A 23733-nucleotide genomic window follows, 5' to 3' on the forward strand; every position below is an offset into this window, starting at 1 on the left:
GCCAGATGAAGTTTATGCAGCAGTTAGAAAATGCGCTCATCCGCATTAAAAACGGCACATACGGCGTTTGTATCGTAACAGGCAAGCTGATACCGAAAGAGAGGCTGCGCGCGGTACCGCACACGCAGCACACCATAGAGGCTAAACTGCAACGAAACGATTAGTACTTTTTTCTTTTGAATATGCTGCAGAACCATATTCAGGCACTGGTATTTTGTGCCCAGTCGCCGATCAGTATCGAAGAAATTCAGCGAGCCCTCAGCGAGTCGCTGGAGATGGAGATACTGGTCAGCGATGTACTCGAGAGCATAGAGGAAATAAACGAACACCTGGCAGGTGCCGGTTTCGCATTTCAGATTTATGCCATTGGCGGCGGCTACCAGTTTCTGACTAAACCGGAGTACCAGGATACGGTAGGTGTATACCTGAAACAGAAATCAAAGAAAAAGCTCTCTACCTCTGCCTTAGAAACGCTGGCAATTATTGCCTACAAACAGCCTATTACCAGATCGGCTGTAGAGCAGATTCGTGGCGTAGGCTGCGATTATGCCATTCATAAACTATTGGAAAAAGAACTTATCGAAATTAAAGGTAAAGCCGAAACCATTGGGAGACCCGTACTTTACGGCACGTCTCAAAAATTCATGGACTATTTCGGAATCAACCACATCAAAGACCTTCCTCAGCTCAAAGACTTCACCACTGAAGAGAACATGATCGGCGAAATAGCTGATTGATACAACCTTACGCTACCAATTTAGAGTAAAACATTTTATTACTGCACATACCGATACAGTAGCGATACTGCATCATTAATATTTATATAATGGCAAGAGAAAACGAAAGACCTTCCCGCGATTACAGCGACGGAGGCGAAAGAGGTTCTGAAAGAAGGAGCTTCAACAAACCATCTGACGACAGAGGAGAAAAAAAGATTTTTAACAGAAGAGATAAAGAAGGCCGACCAGACAGTGGAGAGCGCCGTTCGTTCGGTTCCGACAGAAGAGAGGGAGGCGAGAAGCGTTCGTTTGGATCTGACAGAAGAGAGGGCGGTGAAAGACGTTCTTTCGGAGGAGACCGAAGAGAAAGCGGCCGTAGCGGAGAAGGCAGTTTCAGGAGAGACGACAGAAGACCGGCAGGAGGAAGCGGCGAAAGAACCGAACGACGCCCGTTTGGAGCCGGTAACCGTGAAGGTGGCGACAGAAAACCCTACGGAAACGACCGAAGAGAAGGTGGTGACAGAAAACCATTTGGCTCCGATAGAAGAGAAGGCGGCGAAAGAAGAAGCTTCGGCTCTGACAGACGCGAAGGCGGCGATAGAAAACCGTTTGGAGCCGGTAACAGAGAAGGTGGCGAACGCCGTTCTTTCGGAGGCGACAGACCAGACAGAAGAGAAGGATCAGACAGGAGAGAGGGTGGCGAAAGAAAAAGCTTCAACTCCGACCGAAAAGATTTCCGACGTGAAGAAGGCAGCTTCCGCAGAGACGATAACCGTGGCGAAAAGCGCTCTTTCGGAACTGGTAACCGCGAAGGCGGGGAACGTCGCTCCTTTGGCAACGACAGACCAAACCGTAGTGAGGGCGGCGAGCGTCGTTCTTTTGGAGGAGACAGAAAAGAAGGCGGTGATAAAAAACCTTTTGGTGCTGACCGTAGCGAACGCCGCTCCTTTGGAAATACCGACAGGCGAGACGACAGCCGTGGTGCAAGACCAGAAAGAGGAGGCGAAAGAAATTCTTCTTATGGCGATAAAAAACCGTTCGACAAAAATTCCCGCTTAGGCCAGAACGCTGCCGACCGAAACAGAGGCCGTGACAGAGGCCGTAGCGATGAGGCAGACAAGGCAGCTGAAGCCCCGACTTATAACCTGAACCGCTACAAAGAAAATCCACGCATTAAGAAAACAAACCGTACCGGCGAGGAAGAAGATGGCTCTATCCGGCTGAACCGCTACATTGCTAATGCCGGTGTGTGTTCGCGTCGTGAGGCCGATGTACTCATAGAATCTGGTGAGATAAAGGTAAACGGCGAGGTGGTAATAGAAATGGGCCACAAAGTAAACCCCGGCGACACGGTTCATTACGGTAAGAAATTACTGAGCCGCGAAAAGATGGTGTACGTGCTGCTGAACAAGCCCAAAGACTTTATTACCACAACAGACGACCCTGAAGGAAGAAAGACGGTGATGGACCTGGTAGCCAATGCCTCGAAAGAACGCATATTTCCGGTAGGTCGCTTAGACCGTAACACAACCGGCCTTCTGCTGTTCACAAACGATGGCGAATTGGCCCAGAAGTTGACGCACCCGTCTAACGATATCAAGAAGATATACCAGGTAGAACTCGATAAGCCTATTACAAAAGAGCACTTTAAGCAAATAGCCGAAGGGCTTGAGCTGGAAGACGGAAAAGCAGACGTTGACGATCTGGCGCTGATAGGAGATACCAGCCGGTTTTTAGGTGTCGAGATTCATATTGGCCGCAATCGTATTGTACGCCGTATTTTTGAGCACCTGGGCTACGATGTAGTTACCCTGGACAGAGTGCAGTATGCCGGCCTTACTAAAAAGGACCTTCCGCGTGGCAACTGGCGTTTCCTGAACGAGAAAGAAGTTGTAAGGCTGAAGTACTTTATGTAAGCAGCGTATGCGCAGCCTCGTTATCGACATAGGAAACACAGGAAGTAAGTATGGCGTTTTCGAAAACGAAACGCTGCTTGCGCATGGCAGTTTCGGAAACCAGGCTCCTGTTCCGCAGGAGCTGGAGAACCAGGTTTTCGATCATGCTCTGGTAGCCTCGGTGGCGGCTGGCGATACAAAACATTTACAGGCAGGGCTGTCTGTGTCGGGGCAATTTCTGGAGCTCTCGGCGCAGACAGCCCTGCCTGTTTCTAACCTCTACAAAACCCCCGAAACTTTAGGAGCCGACCGAAAAGCAGGTGCAGTAGGGGCGCATTACTTTTTCCAGGGCCGGAACTGCCTTGTAATAGATGCCGGTACCTGCATAACCTACGACTTTCTGGATAGCCAGGGCCAGTACCATGGCGGGGGCATATCGCCGGGGTTGCAGATGAAATACAAGGCCTTGCATACTTTTACAGGCAGGCTGCCGTTAGTACAGCACATTTGTCCTGAATTTTCGTTAATTGGCCAAACCACCCAGGAGTCTATTATAAGCGGGGTATTAGCCGGCACAGTGGCCGAAGTGAACGGAATAATCGAGAATTATTCGCAAAAAGCACCTGATCTGGTGGTTATAGTTTGTGGAGGCGACGCAGCTTTTTTTGAAAGTAACTTAAAAGGACGCATCTTTGTAATTCCTGAATTGGTTCTGATTGGGCTCCAAAGAATATTAGCATATAATGTATAAAATACTCCGTTTATTAATTTGCGCTGTCGTTGTTTGTCTGACGCAGGCTGTACAGGCGCAAAACTTCTCTAATTCACCATACTCACGCTACGGTTTAGGCGACCTAAACGAGAACCAGGGCAGTATTCGTACCAACGGTATGGCTGGCGCAGGTGTAAGTGCAGGCAATAACTTTCAGGCCAATACCGCTAACCCGGCACTGCTCTATTACAACACCACCACCGTTTTCGATATTGGTCTTGCAGGGCAGTTAAGAACTGCTAAAAACTCTACCTTATCGCGAAGAGACGGTAATGCAAACCTCTCTTACCTGACGCTGGGGGTGCCTTTAAGCAAAAGGTGGAGCTCAGCTATTAGCCTGCGTCCTTATAGTACTGTAAATTACGAAATTACCCAGTCTGCTCGTTTGGGTAGTAACCCACAGGCCATGGAGTACCGGTATTATACAGGAGAAGGTGGCATAACAGAGTTGAATTTCGCACACGGTGTGCGTATAGCCGAGGGTTTGGGTATAGGTGCTAGTGCCTCTTACCTGTTTGGCACCATTACTAAAGAATCAGCTTCTCTTATTCAGGATACTTCCCTGGTAAACAGTGGCCAGGAAATAGTAGTGTTTAGTGAGCGCACCCGTTACAGCGATGTTATGTTCAGGGCAGGCGCGAGCTATCGTAAAAAAATAACCGACAAATGGTCTTTAGGGGCAGGTACTGTTTATAGCCTCAGCTCCGACATCAATACAACCCGCAAAAGTGCCTATGAGCGCCGGACGCTTTCGGATGTCGTAAGTGAGCAGAATATTCTGCCAGACAGCGCCTCCGGTTCTTCTCGTGTTCCTGCCAGTATCCGTGCAGGCCTTAGCCTCGACAATGGCAACAACTTTACTGTGGCAGCAGAATACTATGCGCAGAAGTGGTCAGACTTCCGCAACTTTAACGAAACACGCGAGTTAGGCGATAGCTACATGATGGCCCTCGGAGCGGAATATACACCTAATCCGAACTCTGTGAGTAGCTACCTGAGCCGCGTTACCTACCGGGCCGGAGTTAAATACGGTAACTCGCCCTATATCATAAACGGTGAGCAGTTAAAAGACATGGCGGTAACCTGGGGTATGACCTTCCCTATTGGCCAGGCTTCTATGTACGATTATTACCAGATGAATACAGCCTTTTCATTGGGTCGAAGAGGTACAATTGCCAACGGCCTTATTCAGGAAAACTATTTTGACTTCAGCATTGGGTTCACCATTAACAGCAGGTGGTTCTTAAAACGCAGGTTAGAGTAAACCTTTCTGGTAAAAAAAGCATTATAGTGTAAAAGCAGCCGTTCTTGTAGCGGCTTTTTTTTATGCAACCATACTAAACAAGTAAGTGAGAGCATGTGCATCGATGTTAACAATAAGTAATTAAACATAATTGGTTTAACTTTTGAGATCAGGAATGAATTAAGAGGCTAGTATTCAAAACCAGGAAATGCGAAAAGTCTTATGTCCTGTGTCTTGATACTTGTGTCTTTTTACATATTTAGTATATTCAACTATTAAAATAAATTTGCCCAATGCTTAAAGCGTGGACAGTAGGGCTGCTGGTAGTAATAACTCTGCTAAGCACCGCCTGCGACAAAGACCTGAAAGATCCGGATAAGGAGATTAAATATACCGGACCGCTTATAGAGAACAACAATGTTTTAACGCTCTTCAGCGATTCGGCGCGACTGCTTATAAAAATGAAGGCCCCTGTACAGCAGGAGTTCGAGAACGGCGATGCTATCTTTCCGGATGGTGTATACATTGAGTTTTATGACGAACCCGGGGTTATAACGTCTACGTTGCGCTCTAACTACGGCAAGCAGGACCGGAACAAAAACCTGTACCATGTAACAGGTAATGTGGTGGTGGAGAACCTTCAGAAAAAAGAAAAGATTGAAACCGAGGAACTTTTCTGGGACAAGAACAGAGATAAAATTCATACCGATAAGTTTGTGAAGATTACCACAGACAGCGAGGTAATTACAGGATACGGGCTGCGGACAAACCAGAAGTTCTCGCCTTGGGTAATGACAAAGGTAACCGGCAGCTTTGCACTAGAAAACGAATGAACCAGAGTCTGTTAAACACTATTTTACTTTCCCTGGCTTTTGTGGCCATGGTTATTGGCATACACAAAAGCATCTACGAATCGGATATAGCCACAAATTACTGGATATTCATGATTTCGCTTATCCTTTTTATGGTGTACCGCCACAGGAAAAAGCGCAACAGCGCCTGATGCTGCTTAAACCCATATGATAGACCCCAACCAGATCATACTGTTATTTGTAGCACTGCTCTGCTCAGCCTTCTTTTCAGGTATTGAGATTGCATTTACCTCTGCCAGCCGCATTCAGATTGAGCTCGACGAGAAGAATGGTGTGTTGTCGGGCCGTATTTTAACTTTCCTGCTGAAGAACCCTTCGCGGCTAATGGGTACCGCACTTATCGGGAACGTGCTTGCCCTGGTGCTGTATGGCTTTGTTATAGCCAGCATGCTGCACAACATGCTCTTCTTTTTATTGCCCGAGCCACTGCAGCTTAACTTGCTTATTCTGGTGTTGCAGATTATGGTTGCTTCCGTTATCGTGCTTTTCACGGCAGAGTATATTCCGCGCAGTTTATTTATAATTAACCCTAACCGCATGCTGCAGGTGCTGGCAGTGCCTATTCTGCTGTGTTATTACCTGCTCTACCCGGTAGTGTACCTGATCGTGCGCCTGAGCCAGTGGATGGCAGAAAAAGTATTTCAGGTGGAGTTTTCGGAAGAGAAGCCCGTATTTGGCCTCACTGATGTAAATGCCTATATCAGGAACAGGCTCTACCACCCCGAAACTGAGAAAAGCCCCGAAGTAGACTCCGAAATATTTCATAATGCGCTTGAGTTCCGGACGGTAAAAGTGCGCGAGTGTATGGTGCCACGCACCGAGATCGAAGCCGTGGAACTAGGAGCCAGCATAGAAACGTTACAAGGAGCCTTTGTGAGCACCGGCCATTCCAAGATCCTGGTCTACAACGATACCATCGATAACATTGTAGGTTACTGCCACCAGCTGGCTATGTTTAAGCAGCCTGCTACCATTGCCGAAATTCTGTCGCCGGTGAGCCTGGTGCCGGAGAGTATGCTGGCCAGCGAGGTATTTGTGCGGTTGGTAACAGAGCACCGGTCGGTGGCGGTGGTGGTAGATGAGTTTGGAGGTACATCGGGTATTGTAACCGTAGAAGATGTGATAGAGGAAATAGTGGGCGAGATACACGATGAGTACGACGAAGACTCGCTGCTGGAGCAGGTGCTGCCTGAGCAGGGAGCGTACCTGCTCAGCGCGCGCCACGAAATAGACTACCTGAACGACAAGTATGAACTCAACATGCCTGAAGGAGACTATGAAACACTGGGAGGCTTTATTCTGGCGGCATCCGGCGAAATTCCGATGCCGGGCGATGTGGTGGAGGTGCCGCCCTTTACTATTACCGTGCTCTCTATGGACGAGAATCGGATAAATGCTGTAAAGCTTACGAAAGCCACAGAAAAGCAGGACGAGGCAGCTTCCTGATAAACACGTTTGAACAGAGGCTGTAAAGCCGTTATCCGAACGCTTGTTATTGAACAGGCTCGTTTCAGAAGTAAATCGGGCAATCTGATAAAGCTCTGAAACAGTTATTTATAAAATTTTGAAATTTAGCGCGATTAACCTTATTTTGCACATTCCTTTATTAAGTTGTATAACAAATGGCATTAATTAACAAGATTAGAGAGAAGTCTGGTTGGGCAGTTGGCTTTATCGCCATAGGGCTAGGTGTGTTTGTGGTAGGCGGAGATCTGCTTGGCCCTAACTCAAGGCTGCTGGGCGGCAACGACACCACCATTGGCGAAGTAGCCGGCGAAGATATTGAGTACAATGAGTTCGATCAGGTATTCCAGCAAATTAAAGCCAACTACGAGAATCAGTCGGGGCGTTCTGCAACAGAAACAGAACTTGCCATGATCCGGGAGCAAGCCTGGAACAACCTGGTGTTCAAAATTGCCCTGGAGAAAGAGTACGACAGACTTGGTATTCAGGTAACAGAAGAAGAGCTTTTCGATATGGTGCAGGGCGAAAACATTCACCCATCGGTGCGCCAGGCCTTCACGAACCCACAAACCGGTGAGTTCGATCGTAACCAGGTCGTGCAATACCTGCAGAACCTCGACCAGATGGAGCCGCAGGCACGCCCTATGTGGACCAACTTCGAAAGAGGTCTGCTGGAAGACCGGGTGCAGAGCAAGTACATGAACATGCTGACCAAGTCGGTGTACATAACAACTGCCGAAGCAAAAAACTATTATGCCGCACAAAACGCAACAGCCAGCATTAAGGCGCTGTTCGTGCCTTATGGTGCCATTGCCGACTCTACCGTAAAAGTATCGGATGCGCAACTGAAAGATTATTTTGAACGCCATAAAGATGCCTACAAAGTAGAAGAAGGCCGTTCTTTAGAATTTGTTACCATTCCGGTGAGTGCTTCAGCAGAAGACAGCTCGTATTACCAGCAGGAAATAACTACGCTGAAAGAGCAGTTTGCCGCAGCCGATAACGATTCTGCTTTCGTGAACATGAACTCAGATGTATCGTACGACGGCACTTACCTGCCTGTAAGCGAGCTGCCGGAGCCATTGCGCAACACCCTTCCGCTGGAAAAAGGAAAAGTGTACGGACCATTTACCTCTAATGGCTCTGTAGGCTTGTATAAAGTAATAGATGCCAAAGAAGGTGAGACAAGCGTAGCACGTGCCAGCCACATCCTGATTAAACCAGACAACGATACACCGGAAGCAAAAGCAGCTGCTTTGGCAAAAGCCAAAGACGTGTTGTCTCAGATCCAGAATGGTGCTGACTTTGCTATGATGGCTGCACAACACGGCACTGATGGAACTGCCGCAGTAGGTGGTGACCTGGGCTGGTTCGGTGAAGGCAGAATGGTGCCGGCATTTGAGAAAGCTATTTTCGGAGCATCTTCTGCTGGTTTGCTGCCAAACCCTGTTGAAACGGAATTTGGCTATCACATCATTAAAATTACTGCTCCTAAAACAAAGCAAACCTACAAACTTGGAGCCCTGCAACGTGCCGTTGAAGCAAGCGAAACAACTCGTGGCGTAGCGTACAGCATAGCCGATGAGATTTCCGGTACCAGCGACGATCTAAAGGGCTTCAGAGAGAATGTAGAGAAAAACGGCGCACTTGTAAAAGAAGAAGCAGCTAACATAGGCAAAAACAATGTGCTGGTAAATAACCTGCAGAATGCCCGCGAGCTGGTTCGTTGGGCTTACGCCAAAGGCACATCAGTTGGTGACGTATCGCCGGTATTCGAAGTAAACGAAACCTACGTAGTGGCAGTCCTGACAGGTAAGCGCGAAAAAGGCTATGCGAACATCGAAGATATTAAAGATGAGTTAACAGCCGCTGTTCGTAATGAGCTGAAAGCAAAACAAATTGCCGAGAAACTAAAGAGCGCCAACGGAACCCTGGAAGCCATTGCCTCCAGCTACGGTGCTGAAGCTTCTGTAAAAACTGCTGATGGCGTTACCTTTGCAGGTGGCTCCATAACAGGTCTTGGGTTCGAGCCTGTTGCAGTGGGTAAAGCGTTTGGTTTGAAGCCAGGTGCCCGTACAGCTCCTTTCGAAGGCCAGAATGGTGTGCTGATGGTAGAGCTGGTGCAGCTAAACAACGCTCCTGAAACTACAGACTTTACCGAGGTGAAGCAACAACTGGTGAATACCCGCAGTGGCCGTAACCAGTCTAACGCTTACGAAGCCATCAAAGAGAAGGCCGACGTTAAAGATAACCGTGTTAAATTCTTCTAAGCAAAAAGTAGAAGTCACATTTATAAAAAGAGCCGCTCCTAACCGAGCGGCTCTTTTTATTATTAAACCCTTGGCTCTTTTAAGACTTAAAACCTTTGGAAGGCCATTTTCATTAGAATAATTGCTGTTTTGCTGATTGTTGAATGGCTAAATTGTTTAATTGTTAAATGGTTAATTTAGGAAGAACAGCTAAGACCTCGCAGCGTGCGCAGCTCCTGCGAGTGTCTGAGCCAAGGAGAAGGAAGGTTGACCATCCGCTTTGGAGAAAATATCTAACATCTCTGCTGCTTGGAATCTTCCGAAGTTTGATTTTAAACTTAAGATGAAGCAGGAATAACTCTGTTCCGGGCAAGTTATAGGAATAGTTTGAAAGCAGCAAAACGCAGGAAGACTCTTAAGAACAGAATGAGGCTCTTTTATAGAATCAGACCCTTGACTCTTTTTAGGCAAAAAACCTTCGGGAGGCCATTTTCATTAGAATAATTTAATGTAAGGTGCTAAGTCGTAGCCTATGCTCCGCTAGAAAGCGCATACATCACGGGGCAAAAGTCTTACTGTAGCGCTCCGATAGTTGCGGACTTTTGCTTATCTTTAAAATACCGGTTGTGTTTCATATCAAAATAGCTGGCGGAGCGTTTTAGAGTATTATGCAGATAAGAATATTGTTAAGCCTGGTTTTTATGATGGTGCTGCTGGCCTCTGTCAAGCTGGTGGCCCAATCTAAGCAGCAGGAGGTGGAGTTGGCCCGTGAATATTTGAGCAAAGGCGACTTCGAAAAAGCCGAAAGTCTTTACGCCAAACTGATAGACGACCAGCGCCTGTTCCACGTGGTGTACCCCGATTACCTGAAAACCCTCTTGGCGCAGCGCAACTACAAAGAGGCCGAGAAGCTGGTAAAGAAAACGATGAAACGCTCCTCCAACACGCTCATGTATGCCGTTGACCTCGGGGTTGTGTACCAGGAAGCAGGCGATAAAGCGGCGGCTGAAAAGCACTACGATAAACTGATCAGCCAGTTGAGCCAGGGAGAAATAGTAGCCGTCGCCAGTCTTTTTATGCAACAAAACCAGTTCGACTATGCCGAGAAAGCCTATCTGCGCGGCCGTGAGCTGAGCAAGAACCCACTGGAGTATAACCGCCCCCTCATCGCACTCTATACCCATCGCCAGAAAAACGAGCCACTGGTGCAGGAAGTGCTCAAGCTGCTGCAGGAAAATGAGCAGGAGTTAGGCTATGTGCAGAACATGCTGCAGAACAGCCTGCGCGATGATAAAGGCTTCGACCTGCTGGAGAAGGAGCTACTTGTAAAAGTGCAGCAGGAGCCAGATAAGCTATCGTATAACGAGTTGCTGATATGGTTGTATACCCAACGCAAAGATTTTTACAGTGCCCTGCTGCAGGCGCGCTCCGTAGACAAGCGCACCCGCAGCGGCGGCACCCGGGTTATGGAACTTGGAGCCATAAGCGCTAAGAACAAAGACTACGATGGTGCCATTGAGGCCTACGAGTATATGGTGAAGGAGTACCCGGACGGGCCCTATTACTTTATGGCGCGGCAGCGGCTCATTAACGCCCGCGAGGAGCAGGTAGAGAACACGTTTCCGGTAGATTTAATTAAAATTCGAAGCCTGATTGCGGAGTATGAGGCGCTGCTGGGAGAGGTGGGGCGCAATGCCAACTCTGTAGAGGTGCTGCCGCACATGGCCAGCCTTTACGCCTTCCACCTCGACGAAAAGGACAAAGCCATAAACCTGCTGCAGGAGGTAATTGCTATGCCCCGCACCAACCCGAACCTGGTAGCTGAAAGCAAATTAACCTTAGGCGACATTTACCTGCTGAAAGGGGAACCCTGGGAATCGACGCTGCTGTACTCGCAGGTAGAGAAGTCGCATAAGGAGACTAGCATCGGGCATGAGGCAAAGCTGCGCAACGCCCGCCTGAACTACTACAAAGGAGACTTTGAGCTGGCCCAGGCGCACCTCGACATCCTGAAGCTGGCTACCAGTCGCGAAATTGCCAACGACGCCATGGAACTAAGTTTGCTCATAACCGACAACACCGGCCTCGACACCTCCACGGTAGCTATGGAAGAATATGCCGCCATAGAACTGCTCGTGTTTCAGAATAAGCTGGAGGAGGCGCACACGCGGCTGGATGCCATGCTCGAAAAGTTTCCGGGCCACAGCCTCACCGATGAAATTTACTTTAAGAAGGCGGCCCTGTATGAGCGCATGGGGAACTTTGAGCAGGCAGTAGCCAACCTCAATAAAATTGTGAGTAATCCGCAGGTAGATATATTAAGCGATGATGCCCTCTACAGAATGGCCTATATTTATGAAGAGAACCTGAAGGATACCGAAAAGGCCCGCCAACTCTATAACGATCTGCTGGTAAAGCACCAGGGAAGCATTTATGTGGCAGAAGCCCGCAAGCGTTTTCGGAACCTGCGTGGCGATAACCTGAACCAGTAAGGGTTAATCACCGAAAAAGAGGAAGAGCAACAGCAGGAAAATAAAGAAGAAACCGTACATGATTATGTCCAGGGAGTAATCTTTCCACTTCTCATAAAACTCTTTGAATCGTTTCATCTCCTTACCTGTTATACCGGCACAAAGATATAAAATTTCAGGAATCGGGTAGGGCAGTTGCTTCTGGCGGCAGCCAAATTCCTGTTAAATCCCTACCTTTGCAAATAATACGATACGTGTAGCTGAAGCATATGGAGAAAAGATGGGTTTACAACGAAGAGGCACTGCCGGAGGTAATTTCGGAACTGGCAGATAGCCTGAAGATTAGCACGACCCTGGCCAGTATTCTTTGCCAACGAGACATCTGCACCTTCGAAGAAGCCAAAGCATTTTTCCGGCCTTGCCTGAGCAGCCTGCACGACCCCTTCCTGATGAAGGACATGGACCTGGCCGTAAATCGTATTAACAAAGCCCTTCATAATTCCGAAAAAATTCTGGTGTATGGCGACTACGATGTAGATGGCACTACCTCGGTGGCGCTTATGTACAGCTTTCTGCGCACCCACACCCAACATGTAGAGTTCTATATTCCGGACAGGTACAAAGAGGGCTATGGCGTATCGCAGCAGGGCGTAGAGTGGGCGGCAGAGAATGGCTTTACCCTCATCATCAGCCTCGACTGCGGCATTAAATCAGCAGATAAGGTAGCGTTTGCCAGCTCCCTTGGCGTCGATTTTATTATTTGCGACCATCACCTCCCGGATGAAGACATTCCGCAGGCAGTAGCCGTGCTGGACCCCAAACGCCCGGACTGTCTGTATCCGTTTAAAGAGCTGTCGGGTTGCGGCGTGGGCTTTAAACTGATACAGGCCTTCTGCTACCAAAACAACATAGAGCAGGAGGAGGCTTTTAAGCTGCTGGACCTGGTGGTGGTCAGTATCTCAGCTGATATTGTGCCTATTGTAGGAGAAAACCGCGTGCTGGCGCATTATGGGCTTAAGCAGATTAACGGTACTGATGGCATGCGCCCAGGCCTGGAAGCGCTGAAAGAGCTGGCAGACATAACCGGTCCAATGGATGTAACAAGCGTAGTTTTCGGCTTTGCGCCACGCATAAATGCTGCCGGCCGCATGGGCGATGCCAAACGCTCTGTTAGAATGCTGCTGGCCGAAACAAAGGAAGAGGCTTACCAGGTAGCCGACATCATAAACGAATCGAACAAAGAGCGGCGCAGCAAAGACTCCAACATTACCAAAGAGGCGCTGCAGATGATCGAGGAAGACGATTTTCTGAGAACAGCCAACTCTACCGTGCTTTATAAAGACTCCTGGCACAAAGGCGTTATTGGCATTGTGGCTTCGCGCTGTATCGAAAAATATTATAGGCCTACCATTATTTTAACGCAGTCTAATGGCAAAGCATCCGGCTCGGCCCGCTCGGTGCATGGCTTTAACGTGCACAACGCCATAGAAAGCTGCTCCGATTTGCTCGATCAGTTTGGCGGCCATATGTATGCGGCTGGCCTTACACTGCCTGTAGAGAATATTCCGGCCTTTAGGGAGCGTTTCGAGGCGTTTGTGTCTGATACCATAACCGAGGAGCAGAAGATACCACAGATCGAGATAGACGGCAAACTGAAGCTGAACCAGATTACCCGTAACTTCTACAACATTGTGCACCAGATGGAGCCATTTGGGCCAGGCAACATGCGGCCAGTTTTTGTGTCGGAGTGCGTGTACGATACGGGGGCGGTACGGGTGGTAGGCAGCTCACACCTGAAGCTCACCCTTACCCAGGACGGTTACCACGCCATAGATGCCATTGGCTTCGGCCTAAGCGACTACTATGACGCTATTTCCAAAGGTATTCCGTTTGATGTATGCTACACCATTGAAGAAAACATTTTCAGAGGGGTATCTACCTTACAACTTCGCATCAAAGACATAAGAACGCAAACGCGCTAGAAATCTTCTGATGAACCAGAAATGGAAGAGGGTAAAAACTAGTTGGTATGAAATTTACCGAACGGCTGTGGCTGGTGCGTTTTGGTCGTGCTTCCGCCAGCTTGCTGCTGCTGCCAGTGCCATCACGACTCCGGCAATCAGCAAACCAAACGATTCGCGGGCCTGTTCCATGGCATTGGTTTTCATAGATAAATCTTTCTGCGCCCATTCCTGCGTTATCCATTCCGAAACGGAGCTGGGGTAGAGCAGGGCAAACCCAAAGAGAAACAGAACCGCACTGGTTGTTACCAAACTTTTATGATAAATACCAAACGCTGCGAAACCGCACATTACTGCCGAGAACCCGTAAATCAGTATCCAAAGCCAGGCATCAGGGTCGTTGAACTGCCAGTAAGAAAAAAGCAGAAAGGCCAGGCACCAAAAGCCGAAAAATCCTCGAATTAATTTCATATTACTTAATTAAGTTCAGATCTTATTTAATACGAGCAAACATTGCGCCTAATTAGCTTTTACGGCAGTGGCTGCCTGTGCTTAAGTTGCTGTAGCAGGTCCTCCTTGGGGGCAGGCAACTCTGGCTGGCAGAGGGCGTGCAGTGTTTCATAATCGCCGGGGAAGAAGTTGAGATCTACGGCAGCCTTTATACCAGGCAAGGTACCACGGTCGGTATATTGCCAGAAAGCCCATTTGTCGGTTTGGTGTAACACGGGTTGGGCTGTGTTATAGCGGGCTATCCAGAAGGAGTAATCGTTGAAATGGCCTTTAAGCCAGCGGCGGTAAAAGTTCTGGTTCGAGTAGATCATGGGCTTCATGCCATAATGATCTTCTATAGCCTCCAGCCAGATTCTGATCTGCTCCCGGAACTGTTCTCCACTAACACTGGCGGCAGCCACCTCCACATCGAGCACAGGCGGCAGGTCGCCGGCCTCGAGGCGCACCAGGTTTTTAAAGATTTTAACCTGTTCTATGGCAGGTACCGTAGGAATAAAAAAATGATAGGCACCTCGTTTTATGCCTACTCGCTTTGTTTCCTGCCAGTTGCGTTCAAAGTATGGGTCCTGGCGGCAATCGCTTTGCGAGGCTTTTACAAAGGCAAAGGTAATGTCGGCTTCCTTAACCTGGTGCCAGTCTACCTCGTGTTGCCACCTCGATACATCTATCCCTTTCAGGCTACTGACTTTGGTGGTAGTGGCGGTGGCTTTATCGTCGTCTTTGGCAATAGGCTCAGAGGTGCTGAGCAAGCTTACAAAGCCAGCCATAAACAGCAAACTGATGTGGGTCAGCTTCTGCGAAACAAGTAAAAGAAAAGCGAAAAACATAGTGGCGGCGATAAGTAGTACAAGCTAAGCAGGTAACAAGTAAAAATCAAGCTTTTTATAGAGTATTTAGCTAAATAAGCATGAACTTTGCCTCTAACTGGTGCCTGGTTCGTTTAACCCTTGGTGCCCTGGCATATAAAATGCTTCCGGAAGGCCATTTTCATTAGAATAATTTAATTGTTAATTGCTACTTATTAAGAGTTTAGTAGTTAATATAAAGCTTAACAAGTAGATGATTACTAGAACGAAAGAGACTTATTTTACCTCCGGGCTCCTTCGTAACCCTTGGCACAAAAATGTCTGAAATTCTTCTGGAGGGCATTTTTATTTGAATAATTCGTTTTTATAAAACTACTGTCCGTTAGTTGGGTGAAGTAGTGACACCTTAAAATATTGCGTTGATGGCGCTTTTTGCAGGGCGCAGGTTTATTAAGTAAATTACAGAAATGAAACTAAAAGCAGAACACCTGTTTAAAAAATACAAGTCGCGCATGGTTGTGAACGATGTGTGCGTGGAAGTGAATCAGGGCGAAATTGTAGGGTTGCTAGGGCCTAACGGAGCCGGTAAAACAACCTCGTTCTACATGATAGTAGGCTTGGTGAAGCCTAACAAAGGGAAAATTTTTCTGGATAAAGAAGACATTACCACTCTGCCTATGTACCAGCGTGCCAAGCGCGGGGTAGGCTACCTGGCCCAGGAGCCATCGGTGTTCAGGCAGCTGACGGTGGAGGAGAACATACTGGCCGTGCTGGAGATGACAAATATGAGCAAGCAGGCGCAGAAAGAGAAGGTAGATGAACTGCTGGAGGAGTTCTCGCTTACGCATGTGCGCAAAAACAAAGGCATTGTGCTCTCAGGTGGGGAGCGCCGCCGCACCGAAATTGCCCGTGCTCTGGCCGTAGATCCGAAGTTCGTACTTCTGGATGAGCCCTTTGCCGGCGTAGACCCCATTGCCGTAGAAGAAATTCAGGGTATTGTGGCGCAACTGAAGAACAAAAACATCGGCATCCTTATTACGGACCACAACGTAAACGAAACCCTCTCCATAACCGATAGGGCTTACCTGCTGTTCGAAGGCAAGATTCTGAAGTCTGGTACCGCCGAAGATCTGGCCGCAGACGAAACCGTAAGAAGAGTTTACCTGGGCAAGCACTTCGAGCTGAAGCGGAAGGTTTAGGTTAGTTGTTGGAGGTTAATTGTTGTTTGTTGATTTGATTCTGCACTACATGCAGGAACGAAAACATGTACAGTTAAACGATATTGAGGTTTACAAGACCGCATTCAACCTAATTAATTTTTTATGGCTAAGGGTAGAGCAATGGGAGAATTTTGCTCGTAATACAGTAGGCCACCAGTTTGTAAGAGCTCTCGACAGTATCAGCTAATATAGCCAAGGGTTTTGGGCGGCACGGTAAGAAGGAGAAAGTACAGTTTTTCAGATATGCAAGAGGATCTGTATACGAGTGCTTAGATTGGAATGAGAAGTGCAGAGTGCGAAAACTCCTGACGCAGGAAGATTATACCTATGTTTTTTCTGTACTTCAAAACTCGCCTAAAATGCTAAACAGCCTGATAAAGGTAACAAACATGAATCTGCAACAGTAGCTTCTAAACAATCAACAACTAACAAACCAGCAACCAGAACAGTGGAAATAATAAACTCGATAGTAACGTGGGTGATGAAAAAGAGGATTCATCAGATCGACTTGTTTCGGAAGTACCCACACGATGTGCAGGAGGAGTTGTTCCATAACCTGATAAGCACTGCCAAAGACACGGAGTGGGGCAAAAAATATGGCTACAAAGACATTAAGACAGTAAAGGAATACCAGGAGCGGGTGCCGGTGTCGGCTTACGAAGATCTGTTTCCGTACATTGAACGCAGTATGAAGGGGGAGCAAAACATCCTCTGGCCCTCAGAAATTGAGTGGTTCGCCAAATCGTCTGGTACTACCAACGCGCGGAGCAAATTTATACCCGTTAGCCCCGAGGCGCTGGAGGAGTGCCACTACAAAGGCGGCAAAGACATGCTCTCGATCTACGTGAACCTGTACCCCGATACAAAACTGTTTTCGGGCAAAGGCCTGTCGATAGGAGGTACTCACCACCCGAACGAACTCAACTCCAAAACTTCCTGTGGCGACGTGTCGGCCGTGATTATGCAGAACCTGCCCATTTGGGCCGAAGCCATGCGCACGCCACCGCTAAAGGTTGCCTTAATGGATAACTGGGAAGAGAAAATTGCCAAGATGGTGGAGCTTACGGTACAGGAGAATGTAACCAGCATGTCGGGGGTGCCCACCTGGACCTACGTGCTCCTGAAGCGCATACTCGAAACAACCGGTAAGCAAAATATTCTGGAAGTATGGCCCAACCTGGAGTTGTTTACGCACGGAGCAGTAGCCTTCGGACCTTACAGGCAGCTTTTTAAAGAGATTATTCCCACCGATAAAATGAATTACCTGGAGGTGTACAATGCCTCTGAAGGCTTTTTCGGAATTCAGGACCAGGTTGGTACCGAAGACGAAATGCTGCTCATGCTCGACTACGGCGTTTATTACGAGTTTATACCCATGGATCAGTTTGAGGAGGAACACCCAACTGTGCTGACGCTGGACCAGGTGGAGCCGGGTAAAAATTATGCCCTCGTTATCTCGACTAATGCAGGGCTGTGGCGTTACAAAATTGGTGATACAGTCCGGTTTACGAGCATAGACCCGTACCGCATTAAAATATCGGGCCGCACCAAGCACTTTATCAATGCCTTCGGCGAAGAAGTGATTGTAGAGAATGCAGAGGTCGCCGTTACCAAAGCCTGCGATGCCACAGGTGCTATTATTACGAACTTTACGGCTGCTCCTGTTTACATGGAGAGCGGCAAGCGTGGCGGGCATGAGTGGATAATTGAGTTTGAGAAACAACCCAACGATCTGCAAAAGTTTACGCAGGTACTCGACGATTCCCTCCGCGAAATTAATTCTGACTACGATGCCAAACGCCACAAAGACATTGCCCTGGTAGCGCCCATTATTCATGCTGCACCACAAGGTACTTTTACAAACTGGCTGAGCAAAAAAGGCAAGTTAGGCGGGCAAAATAAAGTGCCAAGGCTCTCGAACACCCGCGAGTACCTGGAGGAGATTCTGGAGGTGAATGGCCTGGGGTAATGTGCTAATGATTTAATGTGCTGATGGGCTAAATTATTAGGAAATGTCCTGTGCCTTGAGTCCTTTCAGGCAGCAGAGCCTTTTGAAGGCCATTTTCATTAGAATAATTTAGGGCTTTGATCATTAGCTAGGTCATAGATATTTTAAACACCTCCACTATGGTGCGAGCTTCCACTTGTGTTTATCATTTCACGGCCCCTTTAGTATAAAAGCGGCCAGAGGCCGCAAACTAACTATGGCAATTGAAGCTGCTTGCGTCATGAAAAATAGTTAATGTTGCACCTGCTCCTAGATATTTGCCATTTGTCGAAATGGCAAACAGGACTGCCCGACAGTTTATATCTGGCGGGCAGTCCTGTTTAAGCTATACCTCAAGTAAATTGGTGTAGCATTGGGTTAAACTAAGGGCTACACTAATTTATAAATCACTATAAATGCAATAGAGCCCATAATTAACAGAAGAAGCACATTGAGCACGATAGGTATCTTCTTGTCTTTCAGTTCTTCATAATTAAAACCTTGCGCTGTAAGCACCATAAATAGGAATAAGTTGATAATGGTCAACGCTCTATTAAGGGCATTCCAGTTATTCCTGATATCTAACGTCATAGCTTAAAATAATTGGGTATATACAATTAAAAAAACTTAAGCATAATTACGGAGTAGTTTACAGAATTTATAAATCTAAAGCCTTGGCTGAGGGCTCATAACTATTGCCCGATTAACTTTATCGCCTACTCCAGAAAGTTGCTCATAAAACCACCCTCTTTCTTGGCATTTTCGCCACGAGGCATCAGAGCTTCGATCAATTTTTTAACTGGCATAGACTGCAGCCACACACGGCCGGTGCCGCGTAAAGTGGCCAGGAATATACCTTCGCCACCAAAGATCATCGACTTTAACCCACCAGCACGCTGCACACTGAAATCGATACCCGGCTCAAAAGCTACGACACAACCAGTATCTACGCGTAGGGTTTGGTTGTTGAGCTGCTTCTCTACAATAGTGCCCCCGGCATGTATAAAGGCAAGCCCATCGCCGCTGAGTTTCTGCAGGATAAAGCCTTCGCCGCCAAACAAGCCAGCTCCTAATTTCTGATTAAAGTGCATGGCTACTTTGGTGCCCAGTGCTGCTGCCAGAAAAGCATCTTTCTGCACAATAAGCTGGTTGCCAAGCACCTGGCCTAAATCGATTGGCAGAATAGTACCTGGGTATGGTGCCGAAAAAGCTACCCGGCTCTTGCCATAGCCCCGGTGGGTAAAGTGCGTCATAAACAACGACTCGCCGGTAAGCAACCTGCTGCCCATTGAGGCTAATTTGCCCAATATGCTTTGAGTTGGGTTAGAGCCATCGCCCATTTTCGTCTGGAAATCAATGCCTTCTTCCATGTACACCATGGCACCGGCTTCGGCAATTACAGTTTCGTTGGGGTCCAGTTCAATTTCCAGCACCTGTATGTCGTTGCCAAAAATCTTGTAGTCGATTTCGTGTGAGTTTCTCATAGTCTGATGTAAGAGTTCAGATGCAATATAAGATTTTGTTAATCTTCTTCATCATCTTCCTCCTCCTCACCAAGCTTGCCCTTTTTTTTACCACGAACAGGCACATCGTCTTCATCGTCGGTTACAGCGTTGGTGTTGCGCACAAAATCCTCGTCTGTTTCTTCTACCTCTACTGTCTCCTCCACATGAAACTCATCCTCTTCCTGGCGTAGTGCCTTTTCAGCGGCATCGCGTTTCAGGAGCTTTTTGTCTTCCACGTTCTTGTTCAGAAACTCGTTTATCTGGTCGATGTTGTAATTAGAGATAATTTCGCCCTGCTGGTTTACCTTTATTTCAAAGCCTTCGAGGTCTTTATGTACTCTCGATTTCTTTTTGCTTTCTTTCTTGTTCTTTGCCATAGTTTTAGTTTTAAGAGAAACAGAAGTATCTGGCCAAAAGATACTTGAACTAGGATAGCAGGTATGACTGATACCCTGATACTTGTATTTGATTTCTTACGAATATCTAACGATCATAACTTAAACACTTGTATAAGGCGAAATCAGGAAATGGTTGCAAATAGCGGCTGGAGCTGGCACATGATGCAATCAGAATTAAAGTTGCAAAATTAGAAACTAGCTTAAGCAAGCTTAATTGGCAGCATCCAACGCTCGAGAAATAAAAAAGAGGCTAACCCACCGAAATGGATCAGCCTCTTTTGGTAGAGGTAGGGCTACTTAAGCTGTAGCGTAATGGCCAAGTTTAGCAATAGCTGTTTCGATGCGGCTAATTGTTTCTTCTTTGCCGATTACTTCTATTATCTGCATGAGGTCAGGGCCTGCTTCTGCACCGGTAGCTGCCAGGCGAAGTGCCTGCATAACCTGCCCTATTTTCATGCCGCGGCGCTCCAGGATCTGCAGCAGCAGTTCTTTTACCGCATCAGCATTAAAATCTGCTAAGGCCGGGATTTCATTTTTAAAATCCTGGAAGACCTCCACTGCCTGTACGTTCCATTTCTTGGAAGCTACTTTTTCGGAATACTCGGTAGGAGCTACAAAAAAGTAAGCAGCCTCCTGCCAGAAATCCTGCGGAAAGCTGACACGCTCTTTCATGAGGCCGGCAATCTTCTCGGCCTTCTCAGGCGTGCAGGTAATCTGGTGCTCTTCCAGTGCAGCCAGCAGGTAAGTGGCTAGTTCTGCATCGGGTTTAGCGCGCAGGTACTGCTCGTTAAACCAACGGGCCTTCTGTATATCGAAGCGGGTGCCGGACTTGCCAATGCGCTCCACCGAGAACTCCTGGGCCAGCTCCTGCAGCGAGAAAATTTCCTGCTGTGTGCCTGGGTTCCAACCCAAAAATGCCAGGAAGTTCACAAACGCCTCTGGCAGGTAACCAGCCTCCCGGTAACCACTAGACAGTTCGCCAGAGAAAGGATCGGTCCACCGGAGTGGGAACACCGGGAAACCTAATTTGTCGCCATCGCGCTTGCTTAGTTTGCCATTGCCATCTGGCTTCAGGAGAAGCGGCAGGTGAGCGAACTCAGGCATGGTATCTTCCCAGCCCAGGTAGCGGTACAGCAACACGTGTAGCGGTGCCGAGGGTAGCCACTCTTCACCCCTGATCACGTGCGTAATCTCCATCAGGTGGTCGTCTACGATGTTGGCCAGGTGGTACGTTGGCATACCATCCGATTTCATTAAAACCTTATCGTCTATGGCAGAGGAGTGTACCATTACCCAGCCCCGGATCATATCTTTTAAGCGCACCTCTTCTTTGCGCGGCACCTTGAGCCTGATTACGTAAGGATCTCCGGACTCCAGGCGGCGCTTCACTTCATCCTCTGGCAGGGTGAGGGAGTTTTTCATGGTAGCGCGTGTAATGGCATTGTATTGTGGTGTGGCAACTTTGGCGGCTTTCAGGCGCTCGCGCATTTCGTCTAGCTCTTCAGCCGTGTCGAAGGCATAGTAGGCGTGGCCGCTCTCTACCAGTTGCAGGGCATACTGCATGTACATGGGCTTGCGCTCCGACTGGCGGTAAGGCGCATAAGGGCCGCCTGTTACCGGGCTCTCGTCCAGGGTTATGCCGCACCAGTTCAGAGCCTCGATAATATAATCTTCAGCGCCAGGTACAAAACGGTTCTGGTCGGTATCCTCGATGCGTAAAATCATTTTGCCACCCATTTTCTTGGCAAACAGGTAGTTGTATAAGGCCGTGCGAACGCCGCCTATATGGAGAGGCCCTGTCGGGCTCGGGGCAAAGCGTACTCTTACTTCTCTTTCCATGTATGGTTACTGAAAAATGCTTGTCTAAATATGCCACAAAGGTACAAAATAATGTGGCGTTTCGGTAATGGCAGGCACATGCATTGCTTTTGCTCCCACAGATTTGGCAGTTGTACCACTTGTGGCGGTAATAAAAACATAATCAGTGGTTTCCGTATTTGTATAAAAAGTAAATAGCCCCCTGTTCATGGTTTTAAAGAGGTTAAAGATTGCATGGTACCTGCTGGAAGAAACGTGGCTGGAGTTTCTGGATAACAACTCTTTCCAGAAAGGGGCTGCTCTGGCTTATTATACCGTTTTTGCGCTTCCGCCTATCCTGATCATTATTATAAGTGCGGCAGGTTACTTTTTTGGCGAACGGGCGGTGTCTGGCGAAATTTATTACCAGATAAAAGAACTCATCGGCTCTGAGGCAGCTTACGAAGTGCAAAAAATGGTAGAGAACATAAACGACTTTACCGATATTAACTTTGCCACGCTTGTTGGTACAGTGGTGCTGTTTGTGGCAGCTACGGGTGTGTTCGTGTCGTTGCAGGATTCGCTGAACGAGATCTGGCATGTGCGGCCCAACTACAAACGCGGCTACCTAAAGGCGCTGCTCGACAGGGTACTCTCTTTCGGTATGATACTGGCCGTTGCCATTCTGCTGCTGGTATCGTTGCTGGCTAATGCAGTGCTGGTGGCCATCGGCGATTTTCTGACGGCTCGTTTTTCAGGGTGGGTGTTTTATGTACTGCACATGTCCAACTTTGTGCTGAACCTGGTATTGGTAATGCTACTGTTCGCCTGTATTTATAAGTACCTGCCCGATGTTAAAATTAAGTGGCGCGATGTGTGGGTAGGTGCTTTTGTAACGGCAGTACTCTTCTCTATTGCCAGAGGTATAGTAGGGTTTTACCTGGGCAAAGCAGATGTGGGTTCTGCTTACGGAGCAGCCGGTACAGTTATCATTATCCTTTCCTGGGTCTTCTTTATTTCGCAAATGATCTTTTTCGGAGCGGTGTTTACGTTTGTGTACTCGCGCAAATATGGTCACAATATTTATCCTGCCGACTATGCTGTGCGTTTTGTGCGGCAGGAGCTAGAGGTGGGGCACTCGGCGGTAAATGCGGAGCCGGGCAAGTTCGCCGGAGAAATTTACGGAGAAGAAGACCTGCCAGACTCGCGGCAGGAGAACACATCGGCAGGGGAGAATATCTGATGAAACCAACGCTTAGTTAAATCTAAAGTTAAAAATAACAGATTTTTAAGGTGCGAACAGCCCCGGCGTAACAACTATTACGCGGGCTATACTCTCTTAATAAGCACCTTTGCAGGTAAGAGCATCATGTGATCATGGTCTACCTCTTGAATTAGAATGGCCCCAAACCTCTTGGAAGACCATTTTCATTTGAATAATTAAGGTCAGCCCTGTACCCAGTATTGCTGTACGTACTCATTTCTCCTTTCAGGATAGCTATTTTATTGTAAAGCAGCACACTTCCCGGCGAGCTCCTCAAACGCTGTTGCTATTATATTTTCTGGCCTGGGCTTCCCCTTATCAGAGAACTTACTTTGCTGCTTATTTTGAGAAGATAGCGAAGCGAAAACAATTCTATTTGTAATACGGCAGTTTGCCCCGATACTAAACTAATTACAATTAGTTTTAAGCTATATAGTTTGTTTGAAGATTAAAGAAATAAAACAATTTGGTAAAAGGCTAAACATAGAATAAGTGTATATAGTACTTTAATTAAAAAACGCTATTTAGTGCAATGAAAATCAGGGTTAGATAATATTTTTTGAATATAAAAAATTTACTATTATAATCCATTTACTAGTT

Annotated in this window: 22 protein-coding genes; 15 read left to right on the forward strand and 7 right to left on the reverse strand. The window is 47.6% G+C overall.

The genetic code is table 11. The features are described from left to right. From FVR03_RS10345 to recJ, 11 genes are all read left to right on the forward strand, one after another. A partial coding sequence (locus tag FVR03_RS10345) for a TraR/DksA family transcriptional regulator (protein WP_187270115.1) occupies window positions 1-164 on the forward strand: 164 nt, incomplete at its 5' end. 12 nt (window positions 165-176) lie between these two features. Next, window positions 177-737, forward strand: coding sequence for an SMC-Scp complex subunit ScpB (scpB, locus tag FVR03_RS10350; RefSeq protein WP_147921676.1), 561 nt, complete (start codon window positions 177-179; stop codon window positions 735-737). 89 nt (window positions 738-826) lie between these two features. Further along, window positions 827-2635, forward strand: a complete 1809-nt coding sequence (locus FVR03_RS25105; protein WP_147921677.1) for a pseudouridine synthase — start codon at window positions 827-829, stop codon at window positions 2633-2635. A gap of 7 nt (window positions 2636-2642) precedes the next feature. Then, window positions 2643-3365, forward strand: coding sequence for a type III pantothenate kinase (locus FVR03_RS10360; RefSeq protein ID WP_147921678.1), 723 nt, complete (start codon window positions 2643-2645; stop codon window positions 3363-3365). Next, window positions 3358-4650, forward strand: a complete 1293-nt coding sequence (gene bamG, locus FVR03_RS10365; RefSeq protein WP_147921679.1) for a BamG family beta-barrel-assembly machinery protein — start codon at window positions 3358-3360, stop codon at window positions 4648-4650. The genes FVR03_RS10360 and bamG overlap by 8 nt, the downstream gene beginning before the upstream one ends. Window positions 4651-4922: 272 nt before the next feature. After that, complete coding sequence (gene lptC, locus FVR03_RS10370) at window positions 4923-5462, forward strand: LPS export ABC transporter periplasmic protein LptC (protein WP_147921680.1); 540 nt, start codon at window positions 4923-4925, stop codon at window positions 5460-5462. Next, complete coding sequence (locus tag FVR03_RS24365) at window positions 5459-5632, forward strand: hypothetical protein (RefSeq protein WP_187270116.1); 174 nt, start codon at window positions 5459-5461, stop codon at window positions 5630-5632. The genes lptC and FVR03_RS24365 overlap by 4 nt, the downstream gene beginning before the upstream one ends. A 16-nt stretch (window positions 5633-5648) precedes the next feature. After that, window positions 5649-6947: a hemolysin family protein gene (locus tag FVR03_RS10375; RefSeq protein WP_147921681.1), complete on the forward strand. Its 1299-nt coding sequence runs from the start codon at window positions 5649-5651 to the stop codon at window positions 6945-6947. Between the two features lie 176 nt (window positions 6948-7123). Then, entirely contained in the window at window positions 7124-9235 is a 2112-nt protein-coding gene (locus tag FVR03_RS10380; protein WP_147921682.1) for a peptidylprolyl isomerase, read from the forward strand. Between the two features lie 647 nt (window positions 9236-9882). Further along, window positions 9883-11706: a tetratricopeptide repeat protein gene (locus FVR03_RS10385; protein WP_147921683.1), complete on the forward strand. Its 1824-nt coding sequence runs from the start codon at window positions 9883-9885 to the stop codon at window positions 11704-11706. Window positions 11707-11954: 248 nt separating this feature from the next. Continuing rightward, window positions 11955-13667 carry a single-stranded-DNA-specific exonuclease RecJ gene (recJ, locus tag FVR03_RS10390; RefSeq protein WP_147921684.1) on the forward strand — a complete coding sequence of 571 codons (1713 nt, stop codon included), beginning with the start codon at window positions 11955-11957 and terminating at the stop codon, window positions 13665-13667. Between the two features lie 54 nt (window positions 13668-13721). On the opposite strand, the gene FVR03_RS10395 is transcribed toward recJ, so the two are convergent. Together FVR03_RS10395 and FVR03_RS10400 are read right to left on the reverse strand one after the other, a co-directional pair. Beyond that, a complete protein-coding gene (locus tag FVR03_RS10395; RefSeq protein ID WP_147921685.1) occupies window positions 13722-14117 on the reverse strand; it encodes a transmembrane 220 family protein in 396 nt (131 codons plus the stop codon). 59 nt (window positions 14118-14176) lie between these two features. Next, the gene (locus FVR03_RS10400; protein WP_147921686.1) at window positions 14177-14983 is read right to left on the reverse strand and encodes a glycoside hydrolase family 25 protein; all 807 of its coding nucleotides are present in this window, start codon (window positions 14981-14983) and stop codon (window positions 14177-14179) included. A gap of 446 nt (window positions 14984-15429) precedes the next feature. On the opposite strand from FVR03_RS10400, the gene lptB reads away from it, so the two are divergent. From lptB to FVR03_RS10415, 3 genes are all read left to right on the forward strand, one after another. Next, window positions 15430-16161, forward strand: coding sequence for an LPS export ABC transporter ATP-binding protein (lptB, locus tag FVR03_RS10405; RefSeq protein WP_147921687.1), 732 nt, complete (start codon window positions 15430-15432; stop codon window positions 16159-16161). A 209-nt stretch (window positions 16162-16370) separates the two neighbouring features. Further along, window positions 16371-16589, forward strand: coding sequence for a four helix bundle protein (locus FVR03_RS25190; protein ID WP_147921711.1), 219 nt, complete (start codon window positions 16371-16373; stop codon window positions 16587-16589). Between the two features lie 41 nt (window positions 16590-16630). Beyond that, on the forward strand, window positions 16631-18151 hold the full coding sequence (locus tag FVR03_RS10415; protein WP_500797022.1) for a GH3 auxin-responsive promoter family protein: 1521 nt from the start codon (window positions 16631-16633) through the stop codon (window positions 18149-18151). 408 nt (window positions 18152-18559) lie between these two features. On the opposite strand, the gene FVR03_RS10420 is transcribed toward FVR03_RS10415, so the two are convergent. From FVR03_RS10420 to FVR03_RS24370, 5 genes are all read right to left on the reverse strand, one after another. Beyond that, window positions 18560-18760, reverse strand: coding sequence for a hypothetical protein (locus tag FVR03_RS10420; protein ID WP_147921689.1), 201 nt, complete (start codon window positions 18758-18760; stop codon window positions 18560-18562). Between the two features lie 125 nt (window positions 18761-18885). Next, on the reverse strand, window positions 18886-19653 hold the full coding sequence (locus tag FVR03_RS10425) for a TIGR00266 family protein (protein WP_147921690.1): 768 nt from the start codon (window positions 19651-19653) through the stop codon (window positions 18886-18888). Window positions 19654-19691: 38 nt separating this feature from the next. Next, a complete protein-coding gene (locus FVR03_RS10430; RefSeq protein WP_147921691.1) occupies window positions 19692-20051 on the reverse strand; it encodes a hypothetical protein in 360 nt (119 codons plus the stop codon). 318 nt (window positions 20052-20369) lie between these two features. Further along, a complete protein-coding gene (gene gltX / locus FVR03_RS10435; RefSeq protein WP_147921692.1) occupies window positions 20370-21911 on the reverse strand; it encodes a glutamate--tRNA ligase in 1542 nt (513 codons plus the stop codon). A 24-nt stretch (window positions 21912-21935) separates the two neighbouring features. After that, a complete protein-coding gene (locus FVR03_RS24370) occupies window positions 21936-22100 on the reverse strand; it encodes a hypothetical protein (RefSeq protein WP_187270117.1) in 165 nt (54 codons plus the stop codon). On the opposite strand from FVR03_RS24370, the gene FVR03_RS10440 reads away from it, so the two are divergent. After that, the gene (locus FVR03_RS10440; RefSeq protein WP_147921693.1) at window positions 22099-23112 is read left to right on the forward strand and encodes a YihY/virulence factor BrkB family protein; all 1014 of its coding nucleotides are present in this window, start codon (window positions 22099-22101) and stop codon (window positions 23110-23112) included. The genes FVR03_RS24370 and FVR03_RS10440 overlap by 2 nt on opposite strands. Window positions 23113-23733 lie beyond the last annotated feature (621 nt).

Source organism: Pontibacter qinzhouensis, from assembly GCF_008017455.1.
Taxonomy (GTDB): Bacteria; Bacteroidota; Bacteroidia; order Cytophagales; family Hymenobacteraceae; genus Pontibacter; species Pontibacter qinzhouensis.